This window comes from Kribbella sp. CA-247076, from assembly GCF_050942445.1.
GTDB lineage: Bacteria > Actinomycetota > Actinomycetes > Propionibacteriales > Kribbellaceae > Kribbella.
Map to the genome: position 1 here is coordinate 1,153,626 of NZ_CP192051.1, position 24,985 is coordinate 1,178,610.

At 69.0% G+C, this 24,985-nt stretch carries 26 protein-coding genes and 1 tRNA gene; 17 read left to right on the forward strand and 10 right to left on the reverse strand.

Annotated features, from left to right (window positions below):
• Positions 1 to 303 precede the first annotated feature (303 nt).
• A tRNA-Thr gene (locus tag ACQPYZ_RS05470) sits at positions 304 to 376 on the reverse strand.
• Between the two features lie 101 nt (positions 377 to 477).
• Between ACQPYZ_RS05470 and ACQPYZ_RS05475 the strand changes: the two genes are divergently transcribed.
• Both ACQPYZ_RS05475 and ACQPYZ_RS05480 read left to right on the forward strand, forming a co-directional pair.
• Complete coding sequence (locus ACQPYZ_RS05475; RefSeq protein WP_433165884.1) at positions 478 to 1,632, forward strand: MFS transporter; 1,155 nt, start codon at positions 478 to 480, stop codon at positions 1,630 to 1,632.
• A gap of 43 nt (positions 1,633 to 1,675) precedes the next feature.
• The gene (locus ACQPYZ_RS05480) at positions 1,676 to 3,049 is read left to right on the forward strand and encodes a pyridoxal phosphate-dependent decarboxylase family protein (RefSeq protein ID WP_433165885.1); all 1,374 of its coding nucleotides are present in this window, start codon (positions 1,676 to 1,678) and stop codon (positions 3,047 to 3,049) included.
• Here ACQPYZ_RS05480 and ACQPYZ_RS05485 read toward each other — a convergent pair.
• Together ACQPYZ_RS05485 and ACQPYZ_RS05490 are read right to left on the reverse strand one after the other, a co-directional pair.
• The gene (locus ACQPYZ_RS05485) at positions 3,023 to 3,292 is read right to left on the reverse strand and encodes a hypothetical protein (protein WP_433165888.1); all 270 of its coding nucleotides are present in this window, start codon (positions 3,290 to 3,292) and stop codon (positions 3,023 to 3,025) included. The genes ACQPYZ_RS05480 and ACQPYZ_RS05485 overlap by 27 nt on opposite strands.
• A 16-nt stretch (positions 3,293 to 3,308) precedes the next feature.
• The gene (locus tag ACQPYZ_RS05490; RefSeq protein WP_433165890.1) at positions 3,309 to 3,902 is read right to left on the reverse strand and encodes a TetR/AcrR family transcriptional regulator; all 594 of its coding nucleotides are present in this window, start codon (positions 3,900 to 3,902) and stop codon (positions 3,309 to 3,311) included.
• A gap of 66 nt (positions 3,903 to 3,968) precedes the next feature.
• Between ACQPYZ_RS05490 and ACQPYZ_RS05495 the strand changes: the two genes are divergently transcribed.
• The 3 genes from ACQPYZ_RS05495 to ACQPYZ_RS05505 all read left to right on the forward strand — a co-directional run bounded on the left by ACQPYZ_RS05495 (position 3,969) and on the right by ACQPYZ_RS05505 (position 5,940).
• Positions 3,969 to 4,733: a GAF and ANTAR domain-containing protein gene (locus ACQPYZ_RS05495; RefSeq protein WP_433165892.1), complete on the forward strand. Its 765-nt coding sequence runs from the start codon at positions 3,969 to 3,971 to the stop codon at positions 4,731 to 4,733.
• A gap of 51 nt (positions 4,734 to 4,784) precedes the next feature.
• Positions 4,785 to 5,093, forward strand: coding sequence for a DUF4287 domain-containing protein (locus ACQPYZ_RS05500; RefSeq protein WP_433165894.1), 309 nt, complete (start codon positions 4,785 to 4,787; stop codon positions 5,091 to 5,093).
• A gap of 106 nt (positions 5,094 to 5,199) precedes the next feature.
• Positions 5,200 to 5,940: a TrmH family RNA methyltransferase gene (locus tag ACQPYZ_RS05505; protein WP_433165896.1), complete on the forward strand. Its 741-nt coding sequence runs from the start codon at positions 5,200 to 5,202 to the stop codon at positions 5,938 to 5,940.
• Between the two features lie 119 nt (positions 5,941 to 6,059).
• Here the strand turns inward: ACQPYZ_RS05505 and ACQPYZ_RS05510 are convergent, their stop codons facing one another.
• Together ACQPYZ_RS05510 and ACQPYZ_RS05515 are read right to left on the reverse strand one after the other, a co-directional pair.
• Positions 6,060 to 6,710: a hypothetical protein gene (locus ACQPYZ_RS05510; RefSeq protein ID WP_433165898.1), complete on the reverse strand. Its 651-nt coding sequence runs from the start codon at positions 6,708 to 6,710 to the stop codon at positions 6,060 to 6,062.
• A 21-nt stretch (positions 6,711 to 6,731) separates the two neighbouring features.
• On the reverse strand, positions 6,732 to 7,232 hold the full coding sequence (locus ACQPYZ_RS05515) for a hypothetical protein (RefSeq protein ID WP_433165900.1): 501 nt from the start codon (positions 7,230 to 7,232) through the stop codon (positions 6,732 to 6,734).
• A gap of 210 nt (positions 7,233 to 7,442) precedes the next feature.
• On the opposite strand from ACQPYZ_RS05515, the gene ACQPYZ_RS05520 reads away from it, so the two are divergent.
• Entirely contained in the window at positions 7,443 to 10,310 is a 2,868-nt protein-coding gene (locus tag ACQPYZ_RS05520; protein WP_433165902.1) for a S8 family serine peptidase, read from the forward strand.
• Positions 10,311 to 10,351: 41 nt separating this feature from the next.
• Here the strand turns inward: ACQPYZ_RS05520 and ACQPYZ_RS05525 are convergent, their stop codons facing one another.
• Complete coding sequence (locus ACQPYZ_RS05525; RefSeq protein ID WP_433165904.1) at positions 10,352 to 11,350, reverse strand: TerC family protein; 999 nt, start codon at positions 11,348 to 11,350, stop codon at positions 10,352 to 10,354.
• Positions 11,351 to 11,567: 217 nt separating this feature from the next.
• Between ACQPYZ_RS05525 and ACQPYZ_RS05530 the strand changes: the two genes are divergently transcribed.
• From ACQPYZ_RS05530 to ACQPYZ_RS05560, 7 genes are all read left to right on the forward strand, one after another.
• Entirely contained in the window at positions 11,568 to 13,202 is a 1,635-nt protein-coding gene (locus ACQPYZ_RS05530) for a sugar ABC transporter substrate-binding protein (protein WP_433165906.1), read from the forward strand.
• Between the two features lie 3 nt (positions 13,203 to 13,205).
• Complete coding sequence (locus tag ACQPYZ_RS05535; RefSeq protein ID WP_433165908.1) at positions 13,206 to 14,159, forward strand: ABC transporter permease; 954 nt, start codon at positions 13,206 to 13,208, stop codon at positions 14,157 to 14,159.
• On the forward strand, positions 14,156 to 15,031 hold the full coding sequence (locus tag ACQPYZ_RS05540) for a carbohydrate ABC transporter permease (protein ID WP_433165910.1): 876 nt from the start codon (positions 14,156 to 14,158) through the stop codon (positions 15,029 to 15,031). Before ACQPYZ_RS05535 ends, ACQPYZ_RS05540 begins: the two co-directional genes overlap by 4 nt.
• A 47-nt stretch (positions 15,032 to 15,078) precedes the next feature.
• Positions 15,079 to 16,098 (forward strand): LacI family DNA-binding transcriptional regulator, encoded by a 1,020-nt coding sequence (locus ACQPYZ_RS05545; protein ID WP_433165912.1) that lies wholly within the window; start codon positions 15,079 to 15,081, stop codon positions 16,096 to 16,098.
• On the forward strand, positions 16,079 to 16,828 hold the full coding sequence (locus tag ACQPYZ_RS05550; RefSeq protein ID WP_433165914.1) for a phosphotransferase: 750 nt from the start codon (positions 16,079 to 16,081) through the stop codon (positions 16,826 to 16,828). The genes ACQPYZ_RS05545 and ACQPYZ_RS05550 overlap by 20 nt, the downstream gene beginning before the upstream one ends.
• Positions 16,829 to 16,847: 19 nt before the next feature.
• Positions 16,848 to 17,390: a molybdenum cofactor biosysynthesis protein gene (locus tag ACQPYZ_RS05555; protein WP_433165916.1), complete on the forward strand. Its 543-nt coding sequence runs from the start codon at positions 16,848 to 16,850 to the stop codon at positions 17,388 to 17,390.
• A 274-nt stretch (positions 17,391 to 17,664) separates the two neighbouring features.
• On the forward strand, positions 17,665 to 18,159 hold the full coding sequence (locus ACQPYZ_RS05560) for a class E sortase (protein WP_433165918.1): 495 nt from the start codon (positions 17,665 to 17,667) through the stop codon (positions 18,157 to 18,159).
• An 81-nt stretch (positions 18,160 to 18,240) separates the two neighbouring features.
• On the opposite strand, the gene ACQPYZ_RS05565 is transcribed toward ACQPYZ_RS05560, so the two are convergent.
• The 4 genes from ACQPYZ_RS05565 to ACQPYZ_RS05580 form a co-directional block, all read right to left on the reverse strand.
• Complete coding sequence (locus ACQPYZ_RS05565; protein ID WP_433165920.1) at positions 18,241 to 19,437, reverse strand: FAD-dependent oxidoreductase; 1,197 nt, start codon at positions 19,435 to 19,437, stop codon at positions 18,241 to 18,243.
• Positions 19,437 to 19,988, reverse strand: a complete 552-nt coding sequence (locus ACQPYZ_RS05570) for a TetR/AcrR family transcriptional regulator (protein ID WP_433165922.1) — start codon at positions 19,986 to 19,988, stop codon at positions 19,437 to 19,439. Before ACQPYZ_RS05570 ends, ACQPYZ_RS05565 begins: the two co-directional genes overlap by 1 nt.
• Positions 19,989 to 20,083: 95 nt before the next feature.
• Complete coding sequence (locus ACQPYZ_RS05575; RefSeq protein WP_433165924.1) at positions 20,084 to 20,506, reverse strand: hypothetical protein; 423 nt, start codon at positions 20,504 to 20,506, stop codon at positions 20,084 to 20,086.
• Positions 20,507 to 20,544: 38 nt separating this feature from the next.
• On the reverse strand, positions 20,545 to 21,282 hold the full coding sequence (locus ACQPYZ_RS05580; RefSeq protein WP_433165926.1) for an SAM-dependent methyltransferase: 738 nt from the start codon (positions 21,280 to 21,282) through the stop codon (positions 20,545 to 20,547).
• A gap of 192 nt (positions 21,283 to 21,474) precedes the next feature.
• Between ACQPYZ_RS05580 and ACQPYZ_RS05585 the strand changes: the two genes are divergently transcribed.
• From ACQPYZ_RS05585 to ACQPYZ_RS05600, 4 genes are read left to right on the forward strand one after another with little or no spacing between them, the layout of a single operon-like run.
• A complete protein-coding gene (locus tag ACQPYZ_RS05585) occupies positions 21,475 to 22,674 on the forward strand; it encodes a neutral zinc metallopeptidase (protein ID WP_433165928.1) in 1,200 nt (399 codons plus the stop codon).
• Positions 22,675 to 22,704: 30 nt separating this feature from the next.
• On the forward strand, positions 22,705 to 23,454 hold the full coding sequence (locus ACQPYZ_RS05590) for a hypothetical protein (protein ID WP_433165930.1): 750 nt from the start codon (positions 22,705 to 22,707) through the stop codon (positions 23,452 to 23,454).
• On the forward strand, positions 23,451 to 24,065 hold the full coding sequence (locus tag ACQPYZ_RS05595) for a neutral zinc metallopeptidase (protein ID WP_433169630.1): 615 nt from the start codon (positions 23,451 to 23,453) through the stop codon (positions 24,063 to 24,065). The genes ACQPYZ_RS05590 and ACQPYZ_RS05595 overlap by 4 nt, the downstream gene beginning before the upstream one ends.
• Positions 24,065 to 24,985 (forward strand): neutral zinc metallopeptidase, encoded by a 921-nt coding sequence (locus ACQPYZ_RS05600; RefSeq protein WP_433165932.1) that lies wholly within the window; start codon positions 24,065 to 24,067, stop codon positions 24,983 to 24,985. Before ACQPYZ_RS05595 ends, ACQPYZ_RS05600 begins: the two co-directional genes overlap by 1 nt.

Consider the following 24,985-nt stretch of genomic DNA (forward strand, 5'->3'; position numbering starts at 1 on the left):
GCGCTGGTGAGCCCTCAGTCGCCGACGAGCTGGCTTGGGTCACGTCGCCTATCTTCCGGAAGACGACAGCCACGGTCCTCGATGAGGCCGGCCAAACCGCCCGGCAGGTCGCCGACCAGCTCGGGCAGTCCCGTCCGTCGATGACGCAGGACGTGTACTTCGGTCGTAGGGCGCGGAATCCGGAAGCTGCCCAAGCGCTCGACAAACTCATGCCGGGTGCCCTGGACGAGGAAAAACCATGGGGTAAACCACGGCCCGGAGGTCACTGGTCGATGACTTCCTGGGCATATCCGCTGGTCAGAGAGCCGGTGAGGGGACTCGAACCCCTAACCACCGCTTTACAAGAGCGGTGCGCTGCCAGTTGCGCCACACCGGCGGGTGTTGTGCTGGTCCATCTTAGGGGATGGTGGGGCGGTGGGGTTTCGACGGTTGTGGGTGGCTCGGTCGGTTTCGTTTCTGGGGGACTCGCTGGGGTTGGTGGCGCTGCTGCTGTACGTCGAGGAGTCGACGGGGGCGGCTCTGGCGGTGGCGTTGCTGTTGCTGGCGGGGGACTTCACGCCGGGGTTGTTCGGGGCGTTCGCTGGGGCGGTGGGGGATCGGTTCGATCTGCGCCGGGTGATGGTCACGTGTGACGTGCTGCAGGGCGGGCTGGTGCTGGTCATGGCGGTCACGTTGCCGCCGTTGCCGGTGTTGCTTGTGCTGGTGGCGGTCAGGAGCGTCGTGGGGCAGGTGTTCCAGGCGAGTTCGCGGAGTGCGGTGCCGGCGCTGGTGAAGGACGAGGACCTGGAGCGGGCGAACTCGGCGCTCGGGGCGGGGACGAACGGGCTGGAGGCGATCGGGCCGCTGGTGGCGGCCGGCTTGTTCCTGGTGACGGATGTGCGGGGGATTCTGCTGGTCGACGCGGCGACGTTCCTGGTGTCGGCGGTCATCCTCAGCGGGCTGCCGAAGATTCCACCCGGCGAGCCGTCGGGCAACAGTTTGATCAAAGATGCCAAGGACGGGCTGGGATACATCTGGCGGACCAAGGTGATCCGGGTGATCGGGCTGGGGTTCTTCGCCGGGGTCGCGTTCAGCGGGGTCGACGACGTTGCGCTCGTGTTCCTGGGCCGGGACGAACTCAGTGGCGGCGAGTCGGCCACGGCCGCGTTGTACGCCGGGGTCGGCATCGGGCTCGTCGCCGGGTACGCCGTACTGACGAAGTACGCGAGCCGGTTCCGGATGACGGCGCTGATGCTGGCCGGGTTCGCGGTGAGCAGTGTGGGGAATCTGGTCACCGGGCTGGCCTGGGCGATGTGGGCGGCGCTGGCGTTGCAGGTGTTCCGCGGGCTCGGGATCGCCGGACTGGACGTTGCGATCAGCACCTACCTTCAGCGCATCGTGCCGGCCAACATGCTGAGCCGGGTCTTCGGGAATCTGTACGGCGCGATCGGCCTGGCCGCCGGGGTGTCGTACGTGTTCGGCGGGCTCCTGCTCGAGCAGACCGACGCACGGGTGACGTTCGTGGTTGCGGGCGTCGGGGGACTCCTGGCGACGGCTGCGACGGCGATCGGACTCAGGCGAACGGCCCCGGACCCGGATCCACAGCCGGACCCGGATCCACAGCAGGACCGGGAGCGGGAGTCCGAGCCCTAACCGTCACACGGTGCTTCACACGGAGGCGGCGTACAAAGGAGGTATGACTGATTGGGAGGGGCCGCTCGGTGAGGCGTTCGAGCGGGCGACGACGTACTTGAAGGGGCTGCCGGAGCGGCCGGTGGGGCCGCGGGCGACGGCGGGGGAGTTGCGGGAGGCGCTGGGGGGCTCGCTGCCGCAGCACACGACGGATCCGCAGCAGGTGATCGCGCACCTCGCGAAGGGCGTCGAGGAGGGGTTGCTGCCGAGCGGGAGTGGGCGGTTCTTCGGGTTCGTGTTCGGCGGCGCGACCCCGGCCGCGCTCGCGGCCGACTGGCTGACGACGGTCTGGGACCAGAACGCCGGCCTGTACGCCGCCTCGCCCGCGGCGGCCGTGGTCGAGGAGGTGGCGGCTGAGTGGCTGGTCGAGCTGTTCGGACTGCCGAAGGGTACGTCAGTGGGCTTCGTGACCGGCGCGCAGATGGCCAACTTCACCGGGCTGGCGGCGGCGCGGCACGCCGTACTCCGAGACCACGGCTGGGACGTGGAGAGGGACGGCCTGATCGGTGCGCCGCCGATCCGGGTGCTGGCCGGCGCGGAGCGGCACGACACGGTCGACCGGGCGCTGCGGTTCCTCGGCCTGGGGACGAGTTGCATCGTGCCGATCCCGGTCGACGGCCAGGGGCGGATGCGAGCCGACGCACTCGCTGCAGAGCTCACCGACGGTCCGACGATCGTCTGCGCTCAGGTAGGCAACGTGAACACCGGCGCGATCGACCCGATCGAGGAGATCTGCGAGCGAGCACATCAGCGAAATGCCTGGGTACACGTGGACGGCGCCTTCGGCCTCTGGGCGACGGTCAGCCAAGAGCTCAGGACGCAACTGAAGGGCATCGACCAGGCCGATTCCTGGGCGACCGACGCGCACAAGTGGCTGAACGTCCCGTACGACTCCGGCCTCGTTCTCTGCGCGCATCCTGACGCCCACCGCGCCGCGATGTCCGTCCGGGCGTCGTACCTGATCCACGACGAGCACGGGGAGCGCGACGCGCTCGAGTTCAACCCGGAGTTCTCCCGCCGGGCGAGGGGGTTCGCGGTGTACGCCGCCATCCGGGCGCTCGGCCGGGACGGGATCGCCGGGATCGTCGACCGGTGTCACGCGATGGCGCGCCGGTTCGCGGACACGCTGGCTGCGAACGGCGTCGAAGTACTGAACGACGTCGTCCTCAACCAGGTCCTCGTCCGGTTCGGGAACGACGACGAGCTCACGCGCACCGTGGTCCGCGCGGTCCAGCAGGAAGGGACCTGCTGGATGTCCGGCACCACCTGGCAGGGCAAGGCCGCCATGCGGATCTCGGTCAGCAACTGGACGACCGCCGAGGAGGACGTCGACCGGTCGGCGGCCGCCGTACTAGCGGTGGCCGAGCGCCTTCGCTAGCTCGTCGCGACCCATCTTCGAGCGGCCCTTCAGGTCGCGCCGCTGGGCCTCGCGGTAGAGCTCCGCGCGGGTCTTCGGCTCGTCGCCGCCGGTGCGCTTGCGCTGGGCGACCGCGGCGCCCTGCTTGCCGAGGGCCGTCCGGGTCTTCTTCGGCATGTGTGCGATCGACTTCTTGGCCGTCGCGGCCTTGGCTGCCGACTTCACGTTCTTGCGTGCCGCCGCACGCTGTTTCTGAGTGGCCATGGCCCGCCGGTACCCGCTAGCGGGCGAAGGACTCCAGCTGGGTCAGGGCCGCGTTGAGGGAGTCGCGGAGCGGGGCGGGCCGGCGCAGGGTCTGGGAGAGGAGTACGCCGCCTTGCATCGCGGCGAGCAGCATGTGAGCGAGCGAGTCGGGGTCGGCGTCCGCCCGGAGTACGCCGCGGTCGCGCATCCGCCGCAGGCTGAGCCGGAACCGCGACAGCCAGCGGTCGTACCCGTCGGCGAGGTGGGCGCGCGTCTCCGGGTCCGTCTCGGCCAACTGGCCGGCCAGCGAGCCGAAGTCGCAGCCCCCCTGGAACTTGCGGGCCGTCTGCCGCGCGACGACCTGGTCGGCCCAGCGGTGCCAGGCCGCGAACGACTCCGGCACCGGCTCGCGGTCCATGGTGGTGTCCGCCTGCCACGAGATCACGTCGTCGATCAGCGTCCGCTTGTCGTGGAAGTAGTGCGTCAGCTGCGAGCCGCTCACCCCGGCGGCCCGCCGTACGTCCTCGAGCTGTACGCCGGCCACCCCGCGCCGCTGCACCAGGTCGGCCGCGGCGGCCAGAATCCGGTCGCGGGTCACCCGGCCCTTGGCGGTCAGACGGCGTTCGGCCATAAGTCGAGAGTAGCTCTCCGTCTGGGTCGGTGAACCCAGAATTGGCCGATGCCGCATCATGGGGCCATGGGTGAGGGGATTCTGGAACTGGCACAGGAGCTGGCCGAGGTCAGCCGCCTGGTCGACGACGACGACGTTGCCACCACGCTGGGCCGCTTCGTGAGCCGCGTGGTGTACACGGTGCCGGACTGCGAGGAGGCGTCGATCACGGTTCTCCTGCGGGGCGAGGCGGAGATCGTGGCGCGGTACCACAAGACCGCGGACCCGCTGGCGGAGCCGGTCCGGGCGACGCTGGCCGAGCAGTTGGTCGGGCCCGACGGGCCGCTGCACGACGCGCTCAGCTACGGCGAGCCACGGCGGATCACCGACCTCGCCGCGGACCAGCGGTGGCCGGAGTTCGACGCGGCCGCGATCAACGCCGGCTACCGCAGTTGCCTGTTCCTGCCGCTGCCGGGGGTGTCCGACGCACCGGCCGCGTTCAGCCTGTTCTCGCCGAAACCGGACGCGTTCGACAGTACGTCTTACGACCTCGTCCTGCTGTTCGCGCTGCACGCCGGGGTGGCGTTCGACAACGTGCAGCTGTTCAACGACAGCCGCAGCCTGATCGAGCAGCTGCGTACGGCGCTGGGCACGCGGACCGTGATCGGTCAGGCGCAGGGCGTGCTGATGCACCGGTACGGGGTCACCTCTAGCGTGGCGTTCGACGTACTCAAGCGGGCCTCGCAGGACAACAACGTCAAGCTTCGGCAACTGTCCGACGAGCTCGTCACGGCGCAGAACCAGGGGCGGCTGTCGGAGGCGCTGCGGAAATACGGTCTGCAAACCGGGTGAGGGGTGTCGAATCCGGCACCGGCCGATCGACGCAGTCGTGAAGACCCACTCATGGAGGAGAAGCAGATGTCGTTCCAGGCGTACTTGGACAAAATCGAGGAGAAGACCGGCCGGACCCCGCGGGAGCTGGTCGAGCAGGGCACGCAGCTCGGGTACGACGCCCCGGACATCAAGGCCGGCGTGATCTGCGACTGGCTGAAGGCCGAGTACGACCTCGGCCGCGGGCACGCGATGGCGCTGGTGCACGTGATCAAGAACGGTCCGGTGATCAGCGACAAGCACGTCGGCAGCAACGGCAGCCACCGCGACCCGTCGAACGTCCTCTGGCTCGACGGCAAGGCCACCAACCCGGCCGGCTGAGGTCAGCCGGGCCGCGGCCGGGTGAGGTCAGCCGGCGGGCCGCGACCGGCTCGGGGCGGGCGGGTGAGGTCGCGGTGGTCGGACGGGGGCGGCGTACCGTAGGCGGGTGGATTCGAAGAGGTCGCCGCGGGACAAGTGGATCACCATCTACGGGCGCAAGCCGGTCCTCGAGGCGCTGCACGACCCGGCGCTGTCGGTGGCGAAGGTGGTCGTCGCCGACAACGCGACCGGTGGTTCGCTCCAGGAGATCCTCCGCGCGGCGTCGCAGTACGACGTACCCATCGAGCGAGCGACCGCCAGCCGGGTGAAGTGGCTGGCGGGGAACGGGAAGCACGACCAGGGTGTGGTCGCGGACGTCGACGCGCCGAGGATGACGCCGCTGGAGGAGTTCGTCCGGGCCCGCGGGAAGCGGCCGACGAACGTGTTCCTGCTCGACGGCGTGACCAACCCGGGGAACGTCGGCATGATCCTGCGGACCGCGACCGGCGCGGGGTTCGACGGAGTCATCCTGCCTCGCGCCGGTACGCCGCACGTCGGTCCGCTCGTGATCAAGGCCTCGGCCGGGGTCGCGTTCCAGGCGCCGATCGTGAACACATCGACGCCTCGCGCCGCGGTCGACCTGCTGCGGACGGCCGGCTACCACGTGTACGGCCTGTCGGCCCGCTCCCAGGAGTCGCTCTTCAAGGCGGACCTGGCCCCGCGCGCGGTCTATGTCCTCGGCGGCGAGACGCACGGCCTCACCGTCCCGACCGACTCCGACCTCCAGATCCCGCTCCACCCCGGCGTCGAGTCCCTCAACGTCGCCATCGCCGCCGCCGTGGTCGCCTTCGAAGTCACCAACCGCTGAGGCCGGCCGACGCTTCGACAGGAGGTGTCCGCCGCCGCGGCGTGCCCCTGAGCGTGGAGTCCGCCGTGCGGTTGGTGCATTGGAGGTATACGTCCTGTCGAACTGCACGGGGTAGAGCCTCAGCCGGCCGCGTACGGCGTCCAGGTGTGGTTGACGTGGCGGACGATGGCCAGCACGAGGGTGGTGAGCGTGATCAGTGCAGCCGCGAATCCGATGATGATGGCAACGGCCAGGTGCGCGTCGAACGAGCCGACCACCAAGCCGGCCAGGGCGCCGACCAATAGGGCGACGATGATGGCCACGAGCATCGCGATGCTGGAGAGGTACTGTGCCGCGGGGATCCTGGTACGGCGAGTCCCGTAGGTCCGCATGATTCCGGCCATGTCCTCGTGGTGGCCGGTGACGAAGTACTGCTCGGCCTCGGGGGCGAGGTCGAGGTACCCGCGGCGGAGCCGGTTCATGCCGGCGACCAGGTGGACGTCCTCGCTGTTGAGCTGGACGAGCCGGATGACGGTGGCGAGCCCGATCACGATCACCAGCGGGATCAGCAGCAGCGCGAACAGCTTGAATCCGAGCCCGAAGTCGGTGCTGTCAGCAACCAGCGCCAGCGCGACCACACTGGCCGACACCACCGTCACGAACCAGTTCGCCCGGCTGAAACTCTCACTCCACGCGAGCCCGCGCGTCGCCAGCAGACTCCAGTGCTCGGTCGACAACACCTGAGCCTGCAACGCCTGCGGCGTCGGCTCCTCCGCGGGTCGATCAGCCATCATCGCCTCCATCGTCGGTGGTCAATCACGCAAGTACACCAGCTTGCTCTCCCAGTAGAAGGTCCCCTTGTACCGCGTGTAGTTGAGCTTGCCGTTGGCCCCGGGCAGCCAGATGTTCGGCAGGTCGGGATCCTCCGGATCGAGCAGGCAGTTGCCGGCGTAGTTGTAGTTGTACTCGTCGGGGTCCCACGGGAGGCCGGTGCCACTCAGGTAGCAGCGCCAGTTGTAGGTGTCCTTCGGGATCCGCCTCTCCACCTCGAACGGAAAGGAGAGGTCCGAGTCGCTGAGGTAGACCGACCACTGGTACACACCGCCCGCGAGGTCGATCACCCTGGGCGCATTCGCTGGAAGCCTGGCCGTGCCGGTGTGCGCCTTCTCGGTCAGGTAGAGCGATCGGGAGATCAACGCCGGCGCGACAGCGGTCGCGCTCTCGGTCGGCTGCATGCCGGCGGTCGCCGGAGACGCGAAACCACTCGCCAGGAGAGCCAGTAAGCCGCCGGCGACCATCGCAGTTCTTCTCATGCCACCAGCGAACTAGGACGTACTTTCAATCCGCTTTCACCCTGCGCTGATCATGGCCGCCACCGACGTCGACGCCCTCGTCGAGATGATCCAGCGGGAACTGGTGTAACGCCGCGGGTGGTTCGGGCGATTTAGGGGCGGGCCGCGGTCTGCGGCTTCGCTTCCGCCCTTTCCTTGGGAGTCCCCTTGCCGTCCCGTTCTGTTCGTCTGTTGCGCCTGGGCCTGCCTGCGGCCTTGGTTGCCGGTGGGCTGGTCGTCGTCACCGGTTCGTCCGGTTCCGCGGCTGAGCCTGGTCCCTACCGTCCGCCGTTCACGGCGCACCACCACTCCGCGAAGGCCGAGTTCGAGCCGAACTCGGTGATGGTGAAGTTCAAGAAGAAGGCGACGACGTCGGCCCGCAAGGCGGCGGTGTCGAAGTTGCGGGCGACCGCAGAGCAGTCGGTCGCGTCGAGCGTCGTCCGGCTCACCGGTACGGAGTCCGCGCCGGAGTTGCTGAAGAAGGTCAAGGCCGACCCGACGGTCGAGCTCGCCTCGCTCAACTACAAGCGCCGGATCTCCGCCGTACCGAACGACGAGTGGTACGCCGAGGACCAGGCGGCGTCCCTGAACACCGTCCGGGTGCCGCAGGCGTGGGACGTGTCCAAGTCGACCGGCAACCAGATCGTCGCTGTCCTGGACACCGGCGTCGACGCCGGTCACCCGGATCTCCTCGGCCGGCTGGTGCCCGGCTTCAACGCCACGTCGCCGAACCGCGGCCCGATCGACGACAACGGCCACGGCACCATGACGCTCGGCATCATCGCGGCCGCGGCGAACAACGGCATCGGCATCGCCGGCGTCGGCTGGACCACCAAGGCCATGCCGGTCAAGGTCCTCGCTGCCGACGGCTCCGGCTACGACGTCGACATCGCCGAAGGCATCGACTGGGCCGTAGCCCACGGCGCCAAAGTCATCAACATGTCCCTCGGCGGCCCGGGCGACAACCCTGTCCTGCGTGACTCCATCCAGAACGCGGCGATCAACGGCGTCACCCTGGTCGCGGCGGCCGGCAACGACGGCAACAACGTGGAGCAGTTTCCGGCCGCGTATCCGTACGTCATCGCCGTCGGTGCGACGAACGCCGGCGGCGCTCTGACCAGCTTCAGCTCGTACGGCGCATGGGTCGACATCGCGGCACCTGGCTGGGACATCCTCAGTACCGGCGTGCGGTCCATGACGCCGCCCGGGTACGAGCCCTACTGGTACTGCACCGGCACGTCCTGCGCAGCACCGATCGTGGCGGGCGTGGCGGCGCTGGTGAAGAACAAGTGGCCGACGCTCAGCGACACCGAGGTCGCGACCCGGTTGAAGGTGCTGGCCCGGGACGCCGGTCCGCGGGGCACCGACCCGTACTACGGCGCCGGCATCCTGGACGCGTACGCCGCGCTCGGTGGAACGTGGGCGCCGGACTTCCCGATCAGCACTGCCGACGGCAACGACCAGCCGGCCCGGGCCACCAAGCTGACGGTCACCGCGTCGGCGCCGGCCACCAGCTCGGCCCCGATCAGCGTCGAGGGCGAGGTCGACTGGTACGCCGTCGACTCGGCCGCGCCTCGCAACCTCAAGGTCTCGGTCACCGGCGCGCTCTTCGACGAGGAGCAGTACGCGGTCAACGTCGGCCCGGAGGTCCAGGTGTACGACGCGGCGCTCGACCCGGTCGCGCGAGCCCGGAACCCGTTCCCGGGCGAGACCGATCCGACGACCGGTGGCCCGAAATGGCAGCGGCTGACCGCGGCCACCGACGTCAGGGTTGAGGCGGGCACTACGTACATCGCGGTGCGCAACACCAACGGCTCCCGTGATGCCCGGGCCTACTCGCTGACGGTCAGCGAGGGCGGCACCGGCGTACCGGACGACTACGGTTGGCCCGCAGCCATCCTCGACGTGTCGCCGGCCGACCTGTCGACCACCGCGGCGGTGACGGCGACGCCGACGCTGACCTTCGCCCGGGACATGAACCCGAGCACGATCGCTCCGGGCTGGATCAAACTGGTCCACGGCAAGACCGGCGCGATGATTCCGTCGGGCGTCACGTACGACCCGGCGACCCGGAAGGCGGTCATCACGCCGAACGCGCCGCTGCTCGACAACTCGCCGTACAAGCTCATCGGTGAGGCCCTCCGGCACGCCGACGGCACCAGCGCGCCGTACGTCCACACGGTCTTCAGTACGGCCGATCTCGCGCCTCAGAAACTGACCACGTTCACCGGTGGCGGCGCGTACCTGGCGGCCACCCTGGCGTGGACGATTCCGCCGACGCCCGACCTCGACCAGGTGATCGTGCGGCGCAACGTCGGGAGCAAGGCGCCGACGCCGACGACCGGGACATTGGTGTACGCCGGTAAGGGGATCTCGGTGAAGAACACGGGTCTCGCGCAGAACACGACGTACACGTACGCCGCCTGGGTGAAGGACCACAGCGGGAAGTACAGCCCCATCGCGGTGAAGCAGTTGCTCGGCATGAAGTCCGGGATCTCGACCACCTCGACGCTGGTGAACCACGGCGGAGCGATCACGATCAAGGGCAGCACGCTCCGGATCGACAACCTGGTGTACGCCGGGCTGCCGGTCAACGTCTACGTGCGGCCGATGAGCGGCTCGAAGTTCACGCTGCTGGCAGCGGCCAAGACGTCGTCGACCGGGACGTTGTCGGTCGTCCACAAGCCGGCCGTGTCGTCGGTGTACATGCTGACCTTCCCCGGGAACGCGGACCTGATGGGTACGCGGACGCCGGACATCACCGTGCGGGTCGTGCCGACGATCTCGGCGACGCTGGCGCCGGCCACGATCCGGCTGGGCCAGGTGACGAAGTTCAGTGGGTACGCGACTCCGGCGCACACCGGTAAGTACGTCTACCTGCAGCAGTACGGCAACAAGACCTGGAAGTCGATCGCCTGGGTCAAGCTCAACGACTGGGGCGGGTACGCGTTCGGCATCAAACCGACGGTACGCGGGAAGATCGCCTACCGGGTCTGGCTGCCGGCCAGCTCCGAACAGCCCCAGGTGTTCACCGCCAACAAGATCCTCACGATCAGCTGACCACCAGCGCCCCGGCCGGACGCCCGGCCGGGGCCCTGCTGTCAGTCCTGCCGGTCCTCGCGGTGGCCGTGGAGGGAGCCGGCGTGGGCCTTGGCGGTGGGGTCGTTGCGGGTCCGGATGAGGCTGGCGACGACGACGATGGTGAGGATGGCGATGATGACGCCGAGGCTGACCGGGGTGGAGACCTCGGGGATGCGGTCGTCGATGTCGACGTGGGCCCAGTGCAGGATGAGCTTGACGCCGATGAAGGCGAGGATGACGGCGAGGCCGGCGGAGAGGTAGACGAGCCGGTCGAGCAGGCCCTTGACCAGGAAGAACAGCGCGCGCAGGCCGAGCAGGGCGAACGCGTTGGCGACGAACACGATGTACGCCTCCTCGGTCACCCCGAAGACCGCGGGGATCGAGTCGAGCGCGAACAGCAGGTCGACCCCGCCGATGGCGACCAGTACGACGAACAGCGGCGTGACCACCCTGCGGCCGTCGACCCGGGCGAGCAGCTTGCCGCCGACGTAGTCGTCGCTGACCGGCAGCACGCGCCGCGCGGATCGCACGACGACGTTGTTCTCGACGTCCGGATCCTCGTTGCGGTGCCGGAAGAGTTGCACCGCGGTGTAGAGCAGGAGCAGGCCGAAGATCACGAACATGAACGAGAACAGGGACAGCAACGTCGCGCCGAGCGCGATGAAGATCGCCCGCATCACCAGCGCCAGCACGATCCCGAACGTCAGCACCTTGTGCTGGTGCTCCTCGGGTACGGCGAACGTCGTCATGATGATCACGAACACGAACAGGTTGTCGACCGACAGGCTCTTCTCGACGATGTAGCCGGCGAAGTACTCGGCCCCGAAGTCGCCGCCGTGCGCGGCCATGAACCACAGCCCGAACCCGATCGCCACCAGCACGTAGAAGATCGACCAGGCGGCCGCCTCGCGGAATCCGACCCGGTGCGGCCGCACGGCGGCGATCACCAGGTCGGCGGCCAGCAGAACGACGACCAGGCCGATGGTCACGGCCCAGGTCAGGCCACTGATCTCGAGCAATGCACCCTCCGGTTGTTCGCGGCAACCATCCGCCCCCGACCCTACCGAGCCGACCAAGGTGCCGACGGCTTCTTGCCGCCGTCGAACGACCACGCGAGCCGCACCCGCCGGCTTCTTTGTGTCCGGGGGCCTTGCATCCGGGCCGCCGACGGGGCTACCGTCCAGATTAACGTTTAAGTGTGCGTAGATGAGCACTAGTTCGTGACTTGGAGCAGCTATGATCAGTCGGCGGCGATTCCTGCAGGTTGGTGGTGCCGTGGTCGGTACGGCGATGGCCGGTCCCACGCTGGCGGCCTGCGGCGACGGTGGCGCGGCGAACGGTGGCGCGAAGGCGTCGAGTGAGCTCACGCTGCCGACGTACAAGCCGTTCGCGGGGCTGCGGCCCGACCTGCCGGGGGCCGAGTCGGGGCTGGAGCCGGGCTTTCTGCAGTTCCCGCCGGACGCGATCTCGAGCGTCAAGGCGCCGCCGCTGAAGAACGCCGTGGGTGCACTGACCGAGACGTTCGCGACGCCTCCGCCGCCGATGGGCAGCAACCCGATGTGGCAGTCGCTGAACCAGGCGCTCGGCGCCGAGCTCCGGCTCACCATCGGCACCGACCCGGGCTACCCGGAGAAGTTCGCGACCCTGCTGGCCAGCGACTCCCTGCCGGACCTGATGTGGCTGCCGCCGAACCAGGGCATCCCGAACATCGGGCCGATGCTGGAGGCGAAGTTCCAGGACCTGACGAAGTACCTGTCCGGCGACGCCGTGCTGGAGTACCCGAACCTGGCCGCGCTGAAGCCGGCGTCCTGGCGGACCGCGGTGGTGAACGGGAAGATCTGGGGCGCGCCGATCCCGTCGACGCCGTTCGGCCAGGTGATGATGGGCAACCCGAGGACCTGGGCGAAGGTCGGCGGGCTGCAGAGCGCGGACGCCGACGAGTTCTTCGCCAAGTGCAAGGAACTGTCCAACGGCACGAACTACGCCCTCGAGCCGGCGATCGTCAACATGCTGCACATGTTCGGCGAGTGGTTCGGTGCGCCGAACGGCTGGCGGGTGAACCAGGACCGCTCGCTCACCCACCTGTACGAGACCGACAACTACAAGGCCGCGGTCGAGTACGCCGCCAAGCTGTGGACCGCCAAGGTCTTCTACCCCGACCTCAACCTGGCCGATGCAACCCCGAAGACGGTGAACGGCCAGATCGCCGCGCAGGTCACCGTCGGCCCGCGGGCGACCGCCGACTTCCGGGCGCTCGACCCGACGCTGTTCGTCGACACGCTGATCCCGTTCGGCCACGACGGCAAGGCGAAACCGGTCTACGACATGGGCTACGGCACGGTCGGGTTCACTCCGTTCAAGAAGACCGACGAGGGCCGGATCCGCGAGCTGCTGTCGCTGATCGACTACCTGTCCGCGCCGTTCGGCACGAAGGAGTACCTGCAGAAGAACTTCGGTGTCGCCGGTCAGCAGTACGAGCTGGACGCGAAGAAGAACCCGGTGCTGACCAAGGCCGGCCAGCAGCAGGCACCCGGCCTGGTGAGCGCGCTGCAGATCATGACCTCGCCGGAGAGCGTGATCTTCAACCCGGCGTTCCCCGAGGACACCAAGAAGATCTACGCGACCGAGCAGAAGCTGCTCGAGTTCGCGATGCGCAACCCGACCGCGGGCACGTACTCCGACACCTCGAGCAAGGTCGGCCCGAAGCTGACCGCGGCCTTCCGGGACACGATCATCGACATCGTCACCGGCCGGCAGAAGATCTCGGCGTACGACGAGGCCCTCAAGCGCTGGAAGAACGGCGGCGGCGACACCATGCGCGGCGAGTTCGAGGCGGTGCTGCCGTCGAGCGTCCCGGTCACGGGGTCCTGACGGATGCTGAAGAAGGCAACGACCAGGCGGCGGGCGAGGACCGGCCTGCCGTTCGCGGTGCGGTGGCGGCGGGACTGGCAGATGGTGCTGCTGATGATCCCGGGTGTCGTGTTCCTGCTGGTGTTCTTCTACCTGCCGGTGCTCGGGAACGTGGTCGCGTTCCAGGACTTCCAGCCGTACCTCGGCATCATGCACAGCGAATGGAACGGGCTGCAGAACTTCGTCAACCTCTACGGCAACCCGGACTTCTGGGACGCGCTGCGGAACACGCTGATCCTGGCCGGCGTGCAGTTGCTGCTGTTCTTCCCGGTGCCGCTCGCGCTGGCGCTGATCGTGGACTCGCTGGTCAGCAACCGGATCCGGCGCTGGTTCCAGACGATCGCGTACCTGCCGCACTTCCTGTCCTGGGTGCTCGTGATCACGCTGTTCCAGCAGTCGCTCGGCGGGGCCGGGTTCGTGAACAACCTGCTCCGGCAGGCCGGGCTGGACCCGATCCCGTTCATGACCAACCCGGACACGTTCCCGCTGCTGGTGGTCGCGCAGCTGATCTGGAAGGACGCGGGCTGGGCGATGATCATCTTCCTGGCCGCGTTGACCGCGGTGGACGTCTCGCTGTACGAGGCGGCCGCGGCCGACGGTGCCGGCCGGTGGCGACGGCTCTGGCACATCACGCTGCCGTCGATGCGGACCGTGATCGTGCTGCTGCTGATCCTGCGGATCGGCGACATCCTCAGCGTCGGGTTCGAGCAGTTCATCCTGCAGCGCGACTCGGTCGGTCCGGGGGCAGCCGAAGTACTGGACACCTTCACGTACTACGCGGGCGTCGTAGGTGGCGACTGGAGCAGTGGTGCCGCCGCCGGGCTGGCGAAGGGCGTGGTCGGGGCGTTGCTGTTGTGGGGCGCCAACTCGCTCGCTCACCGGCTCGGTGAGCCCGGGATCTTTCAGAGGCGCTCATGAGACCGATCTGGAAGGAGAAGCCGTCGGTCGGGTACCAGTCGATCAAGGCGCTGGTGCTCGGCGGGTTCGCGCTGGTGATCGTCGTACCGATCATGGTCGTGATCTCGACCTCGCTGGCGAGCGATCAGGACATCATCGACGCCGGCGGGTACGTGTTGTGGCCGGCGCACCCGACGCTGAAGGCGTACGAGACGCTGTTCAGCGGCGGGTTGATGGGCCGGGCGATCATGGTCAGCGTCTTCGTCACCGTCGTCGGTACGGCGATCGCGCTGGCCGTCACCATCGCCCTCGCCTACGCGACGTCGCGGCCGGTGCTGTTCGGGCGGCCGGTGCTGTTGATGGTGCTGTTCACCCTGCTGTTCGCGCCGGGGATCATCCCGATGTTCCTGGTGGTCAAGCAACTCGGGCTGCTCGACAGTCTGTGGTCGCTGATCCTGCCGGGGGCGCTGGGCGCGTTCAACTTCGTCGTCCTGCGGACGTTCTTCATGAACGTGCCGGGTGAACTGCTGGAGAGCGCGCGGATCGACGGCGCCAGCGACTTCACCATCCTGCGGCGGATCGTGATGCCGTTGTCGAAGGCGGTGATCGCGGTGGTCGGGCTGTTCTACGCGGTCGGATTCTGGAACGCCTTCTTCAACGCGCTGCTGTACCTGAACGACACGTCGAAGTGGCCGGTCCAGGTAATCCTGCGGACGTACGTACTGCAGGGCAAGTCGCTGTCGGCCGACCAGCTCGGCGTGGAACCGCTGCCACAACCGCAGTCGCTGCAGATGGCCGTCGTGGTGGTCGCGCTGGTCCCGATCGCGCTGGTCTATCCGTTCCTGCAGCGGCACTTCACCAAGGGTGTCATCACCGGAGCGGTCAAGGGCTGACGGTTTCTGCCGGAAAACCGCTGGTGGACTCTGCAAGAATCGATCACATGGCGATGGGGCAACCTTCGGCGGCCGACCGGCCGACCCTGCGGATGGTCGCGGCCGAGGCCGGGGTGTCGGTCGCGACCGTGTCGTACGTGCTGTCCGGCCGGCATCGCAGCCACACGATCAAGGACTCGACCGCGGAGCGCGTCCGCGAAGCCGCGACCCGGCTCGGCTACCGGCGCAACGACGCCGCGCGTGCGATCCGCACCGGCAAGTCGGATCTCGTGCTGCTGTCGCTCAGCGTGCTCGCGGACCCGTGGTCCCAGGCGGTCGCGGAGACCGTCAGCGCGGCTGTCAGCCCGCTCGGCAAAACCGCGCTGATCGTCGCGGACGGAGACTGGCGGACCGTCCTGTCGAACCGGACGCCTGACGTGATCTTCATCGACAACGTCAGCGAGGACCCGGTCCAGGTCGCCGAGCTGGAAGCGTTCGCGGCGCAGGGCGTGCAGATCGTCGCGTTCAGCGAGACGCTCGAGCCGCGCGGATTCGACGTGATCCGGTCGGGTGCGGAGCCGCGCTGTCACTTGGCCGTCGAGCACCTGCTCGAGCACCACGACCGCGTCGGCGCGCTGACCTCGCGGACCTCGGGATTCGCCCGGTTCGACGCGTACCTGAACACGATGCGCGCCGCCGGCCGGCCGATCCGCGACGAGGACATCGAGATCTTCGAGCGTCACCCGGAGGGCGCCTACCGGGCCGCGATGGCGTTGCTCACCAGGCCCGACCGGCCGTCGGCGCTCTACTGTACGACGGACTTCGCGGCGATCGCCGCCGTCCGGGCGGCCCACCGGCTGCGGATCGACGTACCTCGGGACCTGGCGATCGTCGGCGTCGGGAACACGCCCGAGGGCGAGCACCTGGACCCCTCGCTGTCGACCGTCGGCCCGGTCGGATTCAACGAAGCCCTGACCCGGATCATCGTCGGCCGGCTGACCGACCGGGAAGGTGCTCCGGGCGAGGTGTTCGACTTCCCCTGGCAACTGATCGTGCGGGACTCGTCGCGTGTACCAACTGAAGGGTGACGGCTGGGAGCCGGTGTCGGGCGGCGAGTCCGACACCTCGGTGTACCGGCGGGGCGACGTGTTCGCGAAGTGCTGCTCGACCAATGGTGTCCGCGAGCTGCGCGACGAACGGGACCGCGCGGAGTGGCTCGCCGGGACCGGCATTCCGGCGGCGACCGTCGTGGACTGGCTCGAGTCGCCGGACGGCGCCTGCCTGATGACGAGCGCGGTGCCTGGGGTCGCCGGGTCGGACCTTCCGTCAGCGGTCCAGGTGCAGGCGATGGAGAGTCTCGGCCGGACGTTTCGGGACCTTCACTCGCTGCCCGACTGCCCGTTCGAGCGGCCGCTGGCGTCGGTGATCGCGACGGCCGAGGACGTCGTACGCCGGGGTGCGGTGAACCCGGCGTTCCTCACCGACGAGTGGCGACTGCTGGATCCGGCCGAGCTGCTGGCGCGGGTGGTTGCCGAGCGCCCCTATATCGAGATCGGCGCGGACCTCGCCGTCTGTCACGGTGACGCCTGCCTGCCGAACGTGTTCTTCGATCCGGAGTCGTTGGCGGTCACCGGCATGATCGACGTCGGCCGGCTCGGGATCGGCGACCCCTACCTGGATCTGGCGCTGATCACGATCCAGCTGTACGACGAGTGGTCGGCCGACCCCACGCCGTTCCTGCGCGCGTACGGCGTACCGGATCCCGACCGGCGACGGCTGGAGTTCTACCGCCTGCTCGACCCGCTGACCTGGGGATGACCGCCGTACTGTGGGTCAGGTGAGCACCTCGGTCGAGATCGTCGCGTTGATGGTCTCGCCGATCCACGCCTTCGAGGGACGGCCCGCGGAGGGGCCGCGGCCGGACCCGGCGCCGGTCGGCCGGTCCGAGGTGGAAGTGCGTGCGGGGCTGGGCATCGTCGGCGATCGGTACTTCGGTCAGACGGTCCACCGGAACGCCGCCGTCACCATCATGGACGCCGCCGTCCTCGACGACCTCGCCGCGGCGCTCGACCTTCCCGCGGCTCCGGACCCGCTGCTGCTCCGCCGCAACATCACCCTCCGCGGCTACTCCGTCGACTCGCTCGCCGCCCATCGCGGTTCGGACGGCAGCCGCGTTCCCGGTCGCCGCTTCACGCTCGACTCCGGCGCCGGTGCTGTCGAGTTCCAGGCGAATCGGCCGGCCAATCCGTGCGCCTGGATGGACCAGGTCCTGGCGCCCGGGTCCTTCAAGGCTCTGCGTGGTCACGGTGGGATTCGGACGACTCCGTTGACCTCGGGCGTCCTCCGGCTCGGGCCGGCCGAGCTGATCGTGCTCGACTGACTTTCGGGCGTCTTTCGGAGGCGGGAGCTACCTTCGAAGGGTGAGGTGGTGGGTGGTTGGTGCGGTCGCGGCCGCCGCGCTGGTGGGGTGTGCCGATGTGGCGGACCCCGCAGGTGAGGCGCCGCCCAGCATCACGCCCAGTATCACGCCCACTGTCACCCCCACCGCCACGCCAACTGCTCAGCCTTCGGCGACCGTGCGGCCGAGTTCGCCCCCGTCGAGTGCGCCGCCCACTTCACCGACAGCCTCCCGGCCGAACAGGACCGTTGCGGGGATGTCGATCCCCGCGATCGGCGTACGCCGACTGCGCGTCGTCCCGTACACCGGGACCGCCGACGACCGGCCGGGCACTGTCATCCAGGATCGCGGGGTCGCGGCCAGCCCACGTGGGGAGGCCGGGGGAGTGGGGCCGGGCGAGATCGGCAACTACATCGTCACCGCGCACCGCACCACCCACGGCCGCCCGTTCGGCCAGGTCCCGGAGCTCCGGAACGGCGACCACGTGCTGGTGACCGCGAACGGCCGGGTCTACGACTACGTCATCAACCGGACCATGACGATCTCGTTCCGCAAGCCCGCGGAGAAGGCCCAGCAGAACGCCGCCGTCCCCGGCCGGCCCGGGGTCACGCCGACCGAGGCGATGATCACCCTCTCCACCTGCGCAACCCCCGAGGACCACGCCGCCGGGAACTACTGGAGCGACGAGCTCGGCAACCCCGAACACCGCATCAACAAGATCGGCGTCCTCGTCTCCTCCCGACCGGCCTAGAGGTACCGAACGACAGGAGGTGTCACCGTCGAAGGGGCATCACCCTGCCGCGCTCACGCTTGATCGGACGTCTGCGGAACGTCAGGGGCGCGAGTACCTCCTGTCGGTTTGTTCCCGAACGGAGCTCTGGATCAGCGTGATGGGCTTGCCGGCTACCGCGGTCGGGGCCAGCCGCCGAACGAGCGGCAGCCGGAGGATGTGGAGCGCGATGCGTCGGCCGACGAGTTGGAGTCGGGAGCCCGGCAGGAACCAGCGCGCCGCCGAGCGGCCGGCCCGCTGCTTGGACTCGACCTCAGGCCGCCACAACCGTTCGTACTCGGCCAGTCCGGCCTCGATGGACTCCGCCCGCTGGAGGCAGTCGGTCAGGACGTAGGCGCCGGCGACGGCCAGCGACGCACCTTGACCGGCCAGCAGCGAGACCGCGGACGCCGAGTCACCGAGCAGGACCACGCGACCCTCGCTCCACGCCGGCACCACGACCTGCGCCACCTGGTCGTAGTAGATCTCCTCCGGAGCCGGGCACAGCTCGAGCGCCTTCGGCACGACCCAGCCCAGCCCGCTGTACGCCGACCTGATCGCGGCCCGTGGATCGGCCGGCAGCGACGGCTCCGCCGTACGGTGCACCGCGAACGCGGCCACCCGGCCGTCCCGCAGACCGTAGAAACCGAACTGGCTGCCGATCGTGTCGGTCAGCACGAACCGCCCGTTGACCGCCGCGTGCACGTCCGGCGCGTCGAAGGTATAGGCGGCGGTGTGGAACCCGAGTTGCCGCAGGTACGACGATTCCGGCCCGAAGAGCAACTGGCGGACGGTCGAATGGATGCCGTCGGCACCTATCAGCAGGTCGCCGTCGAGGGTGGTGCCGTCGGCCAGCCCGATCCGTACGCCGTCGTCGAGCGGGGTCACGCTCTGCACGCCGGCGCCGTACCGGAGGTCCACGTCGGCCGGCAGGCTGGAACGCAGTACCTGCTCGAGATCCGGGCGCATCACGCTGACCAGCGCACCTTCGGCGAACTGGCGCAGGTTCATCCCGGCGCGGCGGCGGCCGTGGTCGTCGACCAGGACGGCCTCGGTCACGCGGTAGCCGGCCTCCTCGAGCGCGGGCAGTAGGCCCATCGCCTCGATCGCGTCGTACCCGGGGCCGAAGAAGTCGATCATGTAGCCCTGGCTGCGCGGGCTCGGCGCGCGTTCGAGCACGACCACGTCGTGGCCTTGCGCCGTGAGCCGGTTGGCGGCAGCGAGTCCGGCGATGCCGGCTCCACAGACGATCGCTCGCATCAGACCAGCCTCCTCAGCACGTCCGCCGTACCTTCGCCGCCCGAGCCGAGGCCGCGGTGCAGCAGGATGCCGTCGATCGCGGCCGCGAGTACGGCGGCGGTCGCGGCCGGATCCTGGACCTGGTGGATCGCGAGCCAGTCGGCGACACGTTGCCGGAACTCGGCGACCAGTGCGGCGAGTTGCTCGCGGAGGTGTTCGTCGCGGGTCGCGGCCAGATAGGCCTCGACGAACAGCAACGACAGCGGGTCGACGCCAGAGTGCTGCTCGATCGAGGCCAGCATCGCGTCGATTGCCTCCGCCGGGGTCGCGGCCGCGGTCAACTGCTCGTCGGTCGCGGCCAGCATCTGGCGCATCGCGGTGACCGCGGCCTCGGTGAGCACCGCCTGCACCGACGGGAAGTGGTAGTGCACCACGCTCGGCGTCACGCCGGCGCGGTCGGCGAGGATCCGCGTGCTGACCGCGGACCAGCCGCGCTCGGGAATCAACTCGGCCGCCGCGGCGAGCAGTCGCTGGCGCACCTCCTGCCCGCGTACTGCCGCGGGTGACGACATCTCGAGCACCTCCTGGGCGTATGTCCTGAACAGTCGTCCTGTACGATCGCCCTGATTCTAGGGCATGCCGAAAGCCGCAGGCAACCAGGAGGCGGTTACTTCCGGCCGAACTTCCACCACTTGGGCTTGTTGGCCTTGATCTCGTCCTCGGTCAGCGGCGGCGGCACCGGCGGCCGGGACTGCTCGGTGAGGAAGTCGCCGGACTCGGTGTCGTACGGCGTGACGCCGAGCAGCCGGCTGATCTCCATCACGATCGGGATCGAGCGCGGGCCGTCGTTCAGGTAGAAGGTGATGTCGCGGACCTCGACGCCCTTGCCGATCGTCATCTCGACGTCGAACTCGTCGCTCCGCAACGCCAGCCAGGACGGCTTGCTCGTGTCCACGTCGGGTACGACCTCACGGACCTTCGCCACCACGTCGGCCGACGTACCGACCGACGGCGGCTCGTACCCGTCCGGAATGTCGTCGAGGCGGCGTACGCCTCCCGGTCCTCGCATCGCGTACACAGCCCAGCTCATGGCACCCAGCATCTCCTACTTGGATGCCGAGGCAACAGTCAGGCTGCCGGTTTGCGGGCGGCGAGCAGGGCGAAGGTGAGGAACTCGCCTTGGTCGGCCTCGAGCATGTCGAGGGCGGCGTCCCGTTCGCCGCGGTGCTCGGAGATCGCCTGCGCCCAGGTCAGCCAGTCCTGCCAGCCGGTCTCCTGCAGCCGGGCCGCGGTGACCTCGACCAGCTCGGTGATCTCCCAGTGGAAGCGCCACCAGTCGGCGGTGTGCCAGGCGATCGCCTCCCAGCCGACCAGCTTCTTGATGTGGTCCGGGATGTACCCGAGCTCGCGGATCTCCGTTCGCAGCGCCGGCGTCGCGACGCCAAGCTGACCACCGGGCTTGAGGAACTGCGTGAGGTACGCCAGGTACCCGTCCGCGGTGCCGAAGTACTCGTAGGCGTCGATGCACACGATCGCGTCGAAGAACCCGTGCGCGAACGGCAGCGCATGCGCCTCCGCCTTCACCGGTACGACGCCCGCCGGCGACCCCATGTACTCCGCGGCGGCGCTCGGGTCGATCCACAGGTCGGCCGCCCACACCTGGACGCCGTACTCCTTGGCCAGGAAGACCGACGTAGCGCCCTTCCCCGAGCCCAGATCCAGCACCCGCATCCCTGGCTCCAGGACCAGGTCCCGCGCGAGGTCCTCCAGCAACCACAACGGATGCGGGCCCATGTCCCCGGCCATCACCCACTCCGCGTCGTACCCGTTCGACCGCGGATATCTGTCCTGCGTCAGCTCGACCACGCGCACCACCCAACAGCGTCCTGGACGGCGACCGCAAGGAAATTAGTCGCGAAACGGTGTCAAAAGCTGCAACTTCGTATCGGAGGTGGACGTGGAGGGCTTACCATCTTGCGGCGGTTCGGAGGGGGTCCGGCCGCGGTTCAGTTCTGGGTGGGACCGGCGTGCGCCGGTACTGGGGAGAAGCGGGGGATCATGGCGGACAAGCCGGCGCCGAAGCCTGGCCATTTCCTGCCCGGCGGGGCGGGCGAGAGTGACTCGATCCAGGGCACGTCCACGCCCGGGTCCGCGCCACTGACCGCGCCACTGACCGCGCCGAGGCCGCGGCTGGGGGCGGGCGCACCGGCCGGACCTCCGGAGCTGTCGGGGTCGCGGCTGGAGTCGAAGCGGTCGCTGCACCTGTCCGGCACCCGGTTCGGCCCGCCGCCGCCCGACGACCCGGCGGCCGCGGCCTACCGGGCCGTCTACGAGCCCGACCCGATCCCGTTCGAGCCGAAGCAGCGGTCGAAGGCGGTGGTCGCCGCGATCGTCGTCGCCGCGCTGCTGCTCGTCGGCGGCGGTGTCGCGCTGGCCGCGAAGGTGATGACGTCGTACGACGACTTCGTCGCCAACCCGCTCGGTATGCCGGCGTACCACCCGAGCGGCGTACCCACGCCGGCCCCGGAGCCGACGGCGGACACCGTCGTCCAGAAGGAGAACCCGCTCTACGCCACCGGCCCGATGGCCACGGTCAAGTGCCAGGAACCGGCATACCGGCCGACCTCCAAGGAGAACGTCCACTCGTACTACCAGGCCCTGATCGCCTGCATGGACAAGGCGTGGCAGCCGCTCGTGATCCAGGCCGGGTTCGAGTTCCGGTCGCCGCGGTTGATCGTGTTCGACGACGGTCAGGAGACGGCGTGCGGCGTACAGAAGGTGAACGCGTCGTACTGCGCGGACGAGCAGGGCGGCAGCGTGACGATGCCGTGGCAGACGCTGATGGAGGACTACGCGGAGAACAAGGCGAACACCCGGGCCGACATGGCCAAGTCGCTCGGCTTCGTGTACGGCGCCCACGTGCAGAACCTCACCGGGATCTTCGACGCGACCGCCAGCCTCCACGACACCCAGCCGACCGAGGCGCTGCGGTTGGAGCTGAAGCGGCGGCAGGCACTCCAGGCGAACTGTCTGTCCGCGGTGTTCTTCGGTTCGGCCAAGGCCAGCTTCCCGCTGCAGGGCGCACTGCTGAAGGAGTGGAACTGGCTGATCACGCACGGCGGCGACGAGCACTCCAAGGACAAGGTGCGCGACCACGGGTCCGCTAAAAGCCTGACGCTGTGGATGAACCAGGGCTTTGCCAGCGCCGATCCAGGCACCTGCAACACTTTCGTGGCACCATCCGCCAAGGTCGGCTGACGGAACGGGAACGAACGATGGGGACGAGCGATGCCTGAGGAGCACCCGGACGCAGAACCATCGTCCACGGCCGGCGCGACCACGCCGGCCGACAGCCCCGTTGCGGTTGTTTCGGGGAGTGCGGGCTCGCCGCGGCCCGGGCACTTCCTGCCGGGTGGTGCCGGCGACATCCTGACCGAGGGCGACCGGGTCCGCGCGGCCGAGCGCCGCCGTTCGCTCGAGCTCGGCAAGGCGCGCGCCCTCACCGCCCCGATCGACCCGACCCTGCGGAAGAAGGCCCGCCCGCTCCCGACCGACCCCGGCACGGAGCCCACATTCGGCGCACCACCCCCCGCCCCGATGCCCGGCGCCCCGGTCACCCCGCTCGCCGGCACCCGCCGTACCCGCGGCTATCTGCGGACGGGCTGGCACCGGCCGTACGCGCGCACCGGAGCGCAGTACACCAACGAACCGCAGGAGATCGCCCCGCAACGGCAGTACTCGAAACCCCTGATCGCCGGCCTGTCCGCGTTCGCCGTACTCCTCGTCACCGGCGGCACCTTCGCCGGCTTCCAACTCGTCGACACCTACGACAACGTCGACAGCCCCATGGCCCGCCCCACCGTCAAGAAGTCCGAGGCCCCCCTCCCCATCCCGGCCGATCCCACCGTGACGGTGACGGTCCAGCCGTTCCCCACCTCGTCCGCCTCCGCCAGAACAAGCTCTACACGGTCGGCAAGGTCCCCTCGGTCAACTGCAAGGAACCGGCCGTCAAGCCGAACTCGCAGTCGGCGATCCTGAACTACTACAACGCCCTCCTACCCTGCCTCAACCGCGCCTGGGAACCCCTGGTCCGCAAGGCGGGGTACGAGTTCCGGCCGCCGAAGCTCGCGCTCAAGAGCAAGCAGGTGCCGGCGACGACGTGCACCGGTGAGGCCGAGTCGGCGTACTACTGCCCGGCCGACGAGGTGATCGTGATCGACTGGCAGGACGACCTCGCCGAGTACAAGGAGGATCCGCTCACCGGCCGCGTCATGATGATGGACACGATGGTGCACGAGTACGGGCACCACGTGCAGGAGCTGACCCACATCCTCACCGCCTCCTGGTCGCGCGAGGGCTGGGCGAAGACGCAGCCGGAGAAGCTCGAGTGGAGCCGGCGGACCGAGCTGCAAGCGACCTGCCTGGGCGCGCTGTTCCTCGGCGCGAACAAGAAGTCGATAGGCCTCAGCGGCAACAAACTGCGCTTCTGGGAATGGCACACCCAGCACAGCGGTGACGAGTACCACCCGAAGAAGATCCGTGACCACGGCTCACGGAAGAACCAGTGGCTGTGGGCCGGCCCGGCCTTCAAAACGACCAACCTCTCCGCCTGCAACACCTTCACCGCCCCAGCGAACAAGGTCAGCTGATGCGCAGTACGGCGAAGGCGGCCGGGCTGGTGGTCGTCGCCGTACTGGCTGCTGTGGTGGCGGGTGGCGTGACGACGCGTCCGGCTCCGACCGCCACCGCGGCGACGCCTTCTGCGACCGCCTCGGTGACGCCTTCCGCGGCTCTGGCGCCCGTTGCCGCGCCTCGGCCTCGGGCGACGCCGTCGAGCACTTTCAAGGTCGATCTGTCCGAGCCGGTGCGGAAGAACAAGCTGTACGTCGCGGGCAAGGTGCCGGCGGTCCGTTGTCCGCTACCGAAGGCGAACCTGGCGTCGAAGACCGGCATCTTGGCGTACTCACGAGCCCTGGTCGCCTGCATGGATCGGGCGTGGGCGCCGTTGATCGCGCGTTCGAACGCGTACTTCCAGCCGGCGCGGGTCTACGTGTACAGCCTGGCGAAGCTGTCGGCCACCCCGGCGTGCGCGGACCCGCTCGACAACGTCGACGCCTTCTACCGTCGGGACGGGACGATCTGCCTGGAGTATCCGGAATTCCTCGCGCCGGGCTCTCCGGCCTGGGACGTGATCGATCTGCAGCAGCTGATCGCCCACGAGTACGGGCACCATGTCCAGATGTCGGTCGGCATCATGACGGCGTACGACCTGGGCGGCTGGGCGACGGCCAAGGCGGCTCAGCTGGAGACCGAGCGACGCAAGGAACTGCAGGCCAGCTGCCTGGGTGCGGCATTCCTCGGAGCGAACAAGCGCACGTTCAAGCTGACCGGCGGGCGGCACGAGATCTGGACGGAGATCGTCCACCACGTCGGCGACGAGTACAACCCGGCCAGGATCCGCGACCACGGCTCCCGCAGGAACCACGGCTACTGGACCACCCGAGCCTTCACCAGCGGCAACCCTGCTTCGTGCAACACGTTCACGGCGTCGGCGAAGCGGGTTAGTTGA

What these genes read in the sequence shown, in the direction of transcription:
- ACQPYZ_RS05480 (WP_433165885.1), top strand. Translation starts at nt 1,676, where the DNA reads ATGACTGATTGGGAGGGGCCGCTCGGTGAGGCGTTCGAGCGGGCGACG.
- ACQPYZ_RS05485 (WP_433165888.1), bottom strand. Translation starts at nt 3,292, where the DNA reads ATGGCCACTCAGAAACAGCGTGCGGCGGCACGCAAGAACGTGAAGTCG.
- ACQPYZ_RS05490 (WP_433165890.1), bottom strand. Translation starts at nt 3,902, where the DNA reads ATGGCCGAACGCCGTCTGACCGCCAAGGGCCGGGTGACCCGCGACCGG.
- ACQPYZ_RS05495 (WP_433165892.1), top strand. Translation starts at nt 3,969, where the DNA reads ATGGGTGAGGGGATTCTGGAACTGGCACAGGAGCTGGCCGAGGTCAGC.
- ACQPYZ_RS05500 (WP_433165894.1), top strand. Translation starts at nt 4,785, where the DNA reads ATGGAGGAGAAGCAGATGTCGTTCCAGGCGTACTTGGACAAAATCGAG.
- ACQPYZ_RS05510 (WP_433165898.1), bottom strand. Translation starts at nt 6,710, where the DNA reads ATGGCTGATCGACCCGCGGAGGAGCCGACGCCGCAGGCGTTGCAGGCT.
- ACQPYZ_RS05515 (WP_433165900.1), bottom strand. Translation starts at nt 7,232, where the DNA reads ATGAGAAGAACTGCGATGGTCGCCGGCGGCTTACTGGCTCTCCTGGCG.
- ACQPYZ_RS05530 (WP_433165906.1), top strand. Translation starts at nt 11,568, where the DNA reads ATGATCAGTCGGCGGCGATTCCTGCAGGTTGGTGGTGCCGTGGTCGGT.
- ACQPYZ_RS05535 (WP_433165908.1), top strand. Translation starts at nt 13,206, where the DNA reads ATGCTGAAGAAGGCAACGACCAGGCGGCGGGCGAGGACCGGCCTGCCG.
- ACQPYZ_RS05540 (WP_433165910.1), top strand. Translation starts at nt 14,156, where the DNA reads ATGAGACCGATCTGGAAGGAGAAGCCGTCGGTCGGGTACCAGTCGATC.
- ACQPYZ_RS05545 (WP_433165912.1), top strand. Translation starts at nt 15,079, where the DNA reads ATGGCGATGGGGCAACCTTCGGCGGCCGACCGGCCGACCCTGCGGATG.
- ACQPYZ_RS05560 (WP_433165918.1), top strand. Translation starts at nt 17,665, where the DNA reads ATGTCGATCCCCGCGATCGGCGTACGCCGACTGCGCGTCGTCCCGTAC.
- ACQPYZ_RS05565 (WP_433165920.1), bottom strand. Translation starts at nt 19,437, where the DNA reads ATGCGAGCGATCGTCTGTGGAGCCGGCATCGCCGGACTCGCTGCCGCC.
- ACQPYZ_RS05570 (WP_433165922.1), bottom strand. Translation starts at nt 19,988, where the DNA reads ATGTCGTCACCCGCGGCAGTACGCGGGCAGGAGGTGCGCCAGCGACTG.
- ACQPYZ_RS05575 (WP_433165924.1), bottom strand. Translation starts at nt 20,506, where the DNA reads ATGAGCTGGGCTGTGTACGCGATGCGAGGACCGGGAGGCGTACGCCGC.
- ACQPYZ_RS05585 (WP_433165928.1), top strand. Translation starts at nt 21,475, where the DNA reads ATGGCGGACAAGCCGGCGCCGAAGCCTGGCCATTTCCTGCCCGGCGGG.
- ACQPYZ_RS05590 (WP_433165930.1), top strand. Translation starts at nt 22,705, where the DNA reads ATGCCTGAGGAGCACCCGGACGCAGAACCATCGTCCACGGCCGGCGCG.
- ACQPYZ_RS05600 (WP_433165932.1), top strand. Translation starts at nt 24,065, where the DNA reads ATGCGCAGTACGGCGAAGGCGGCCGGGCTGGTGGTCGTCGCCGTACTG.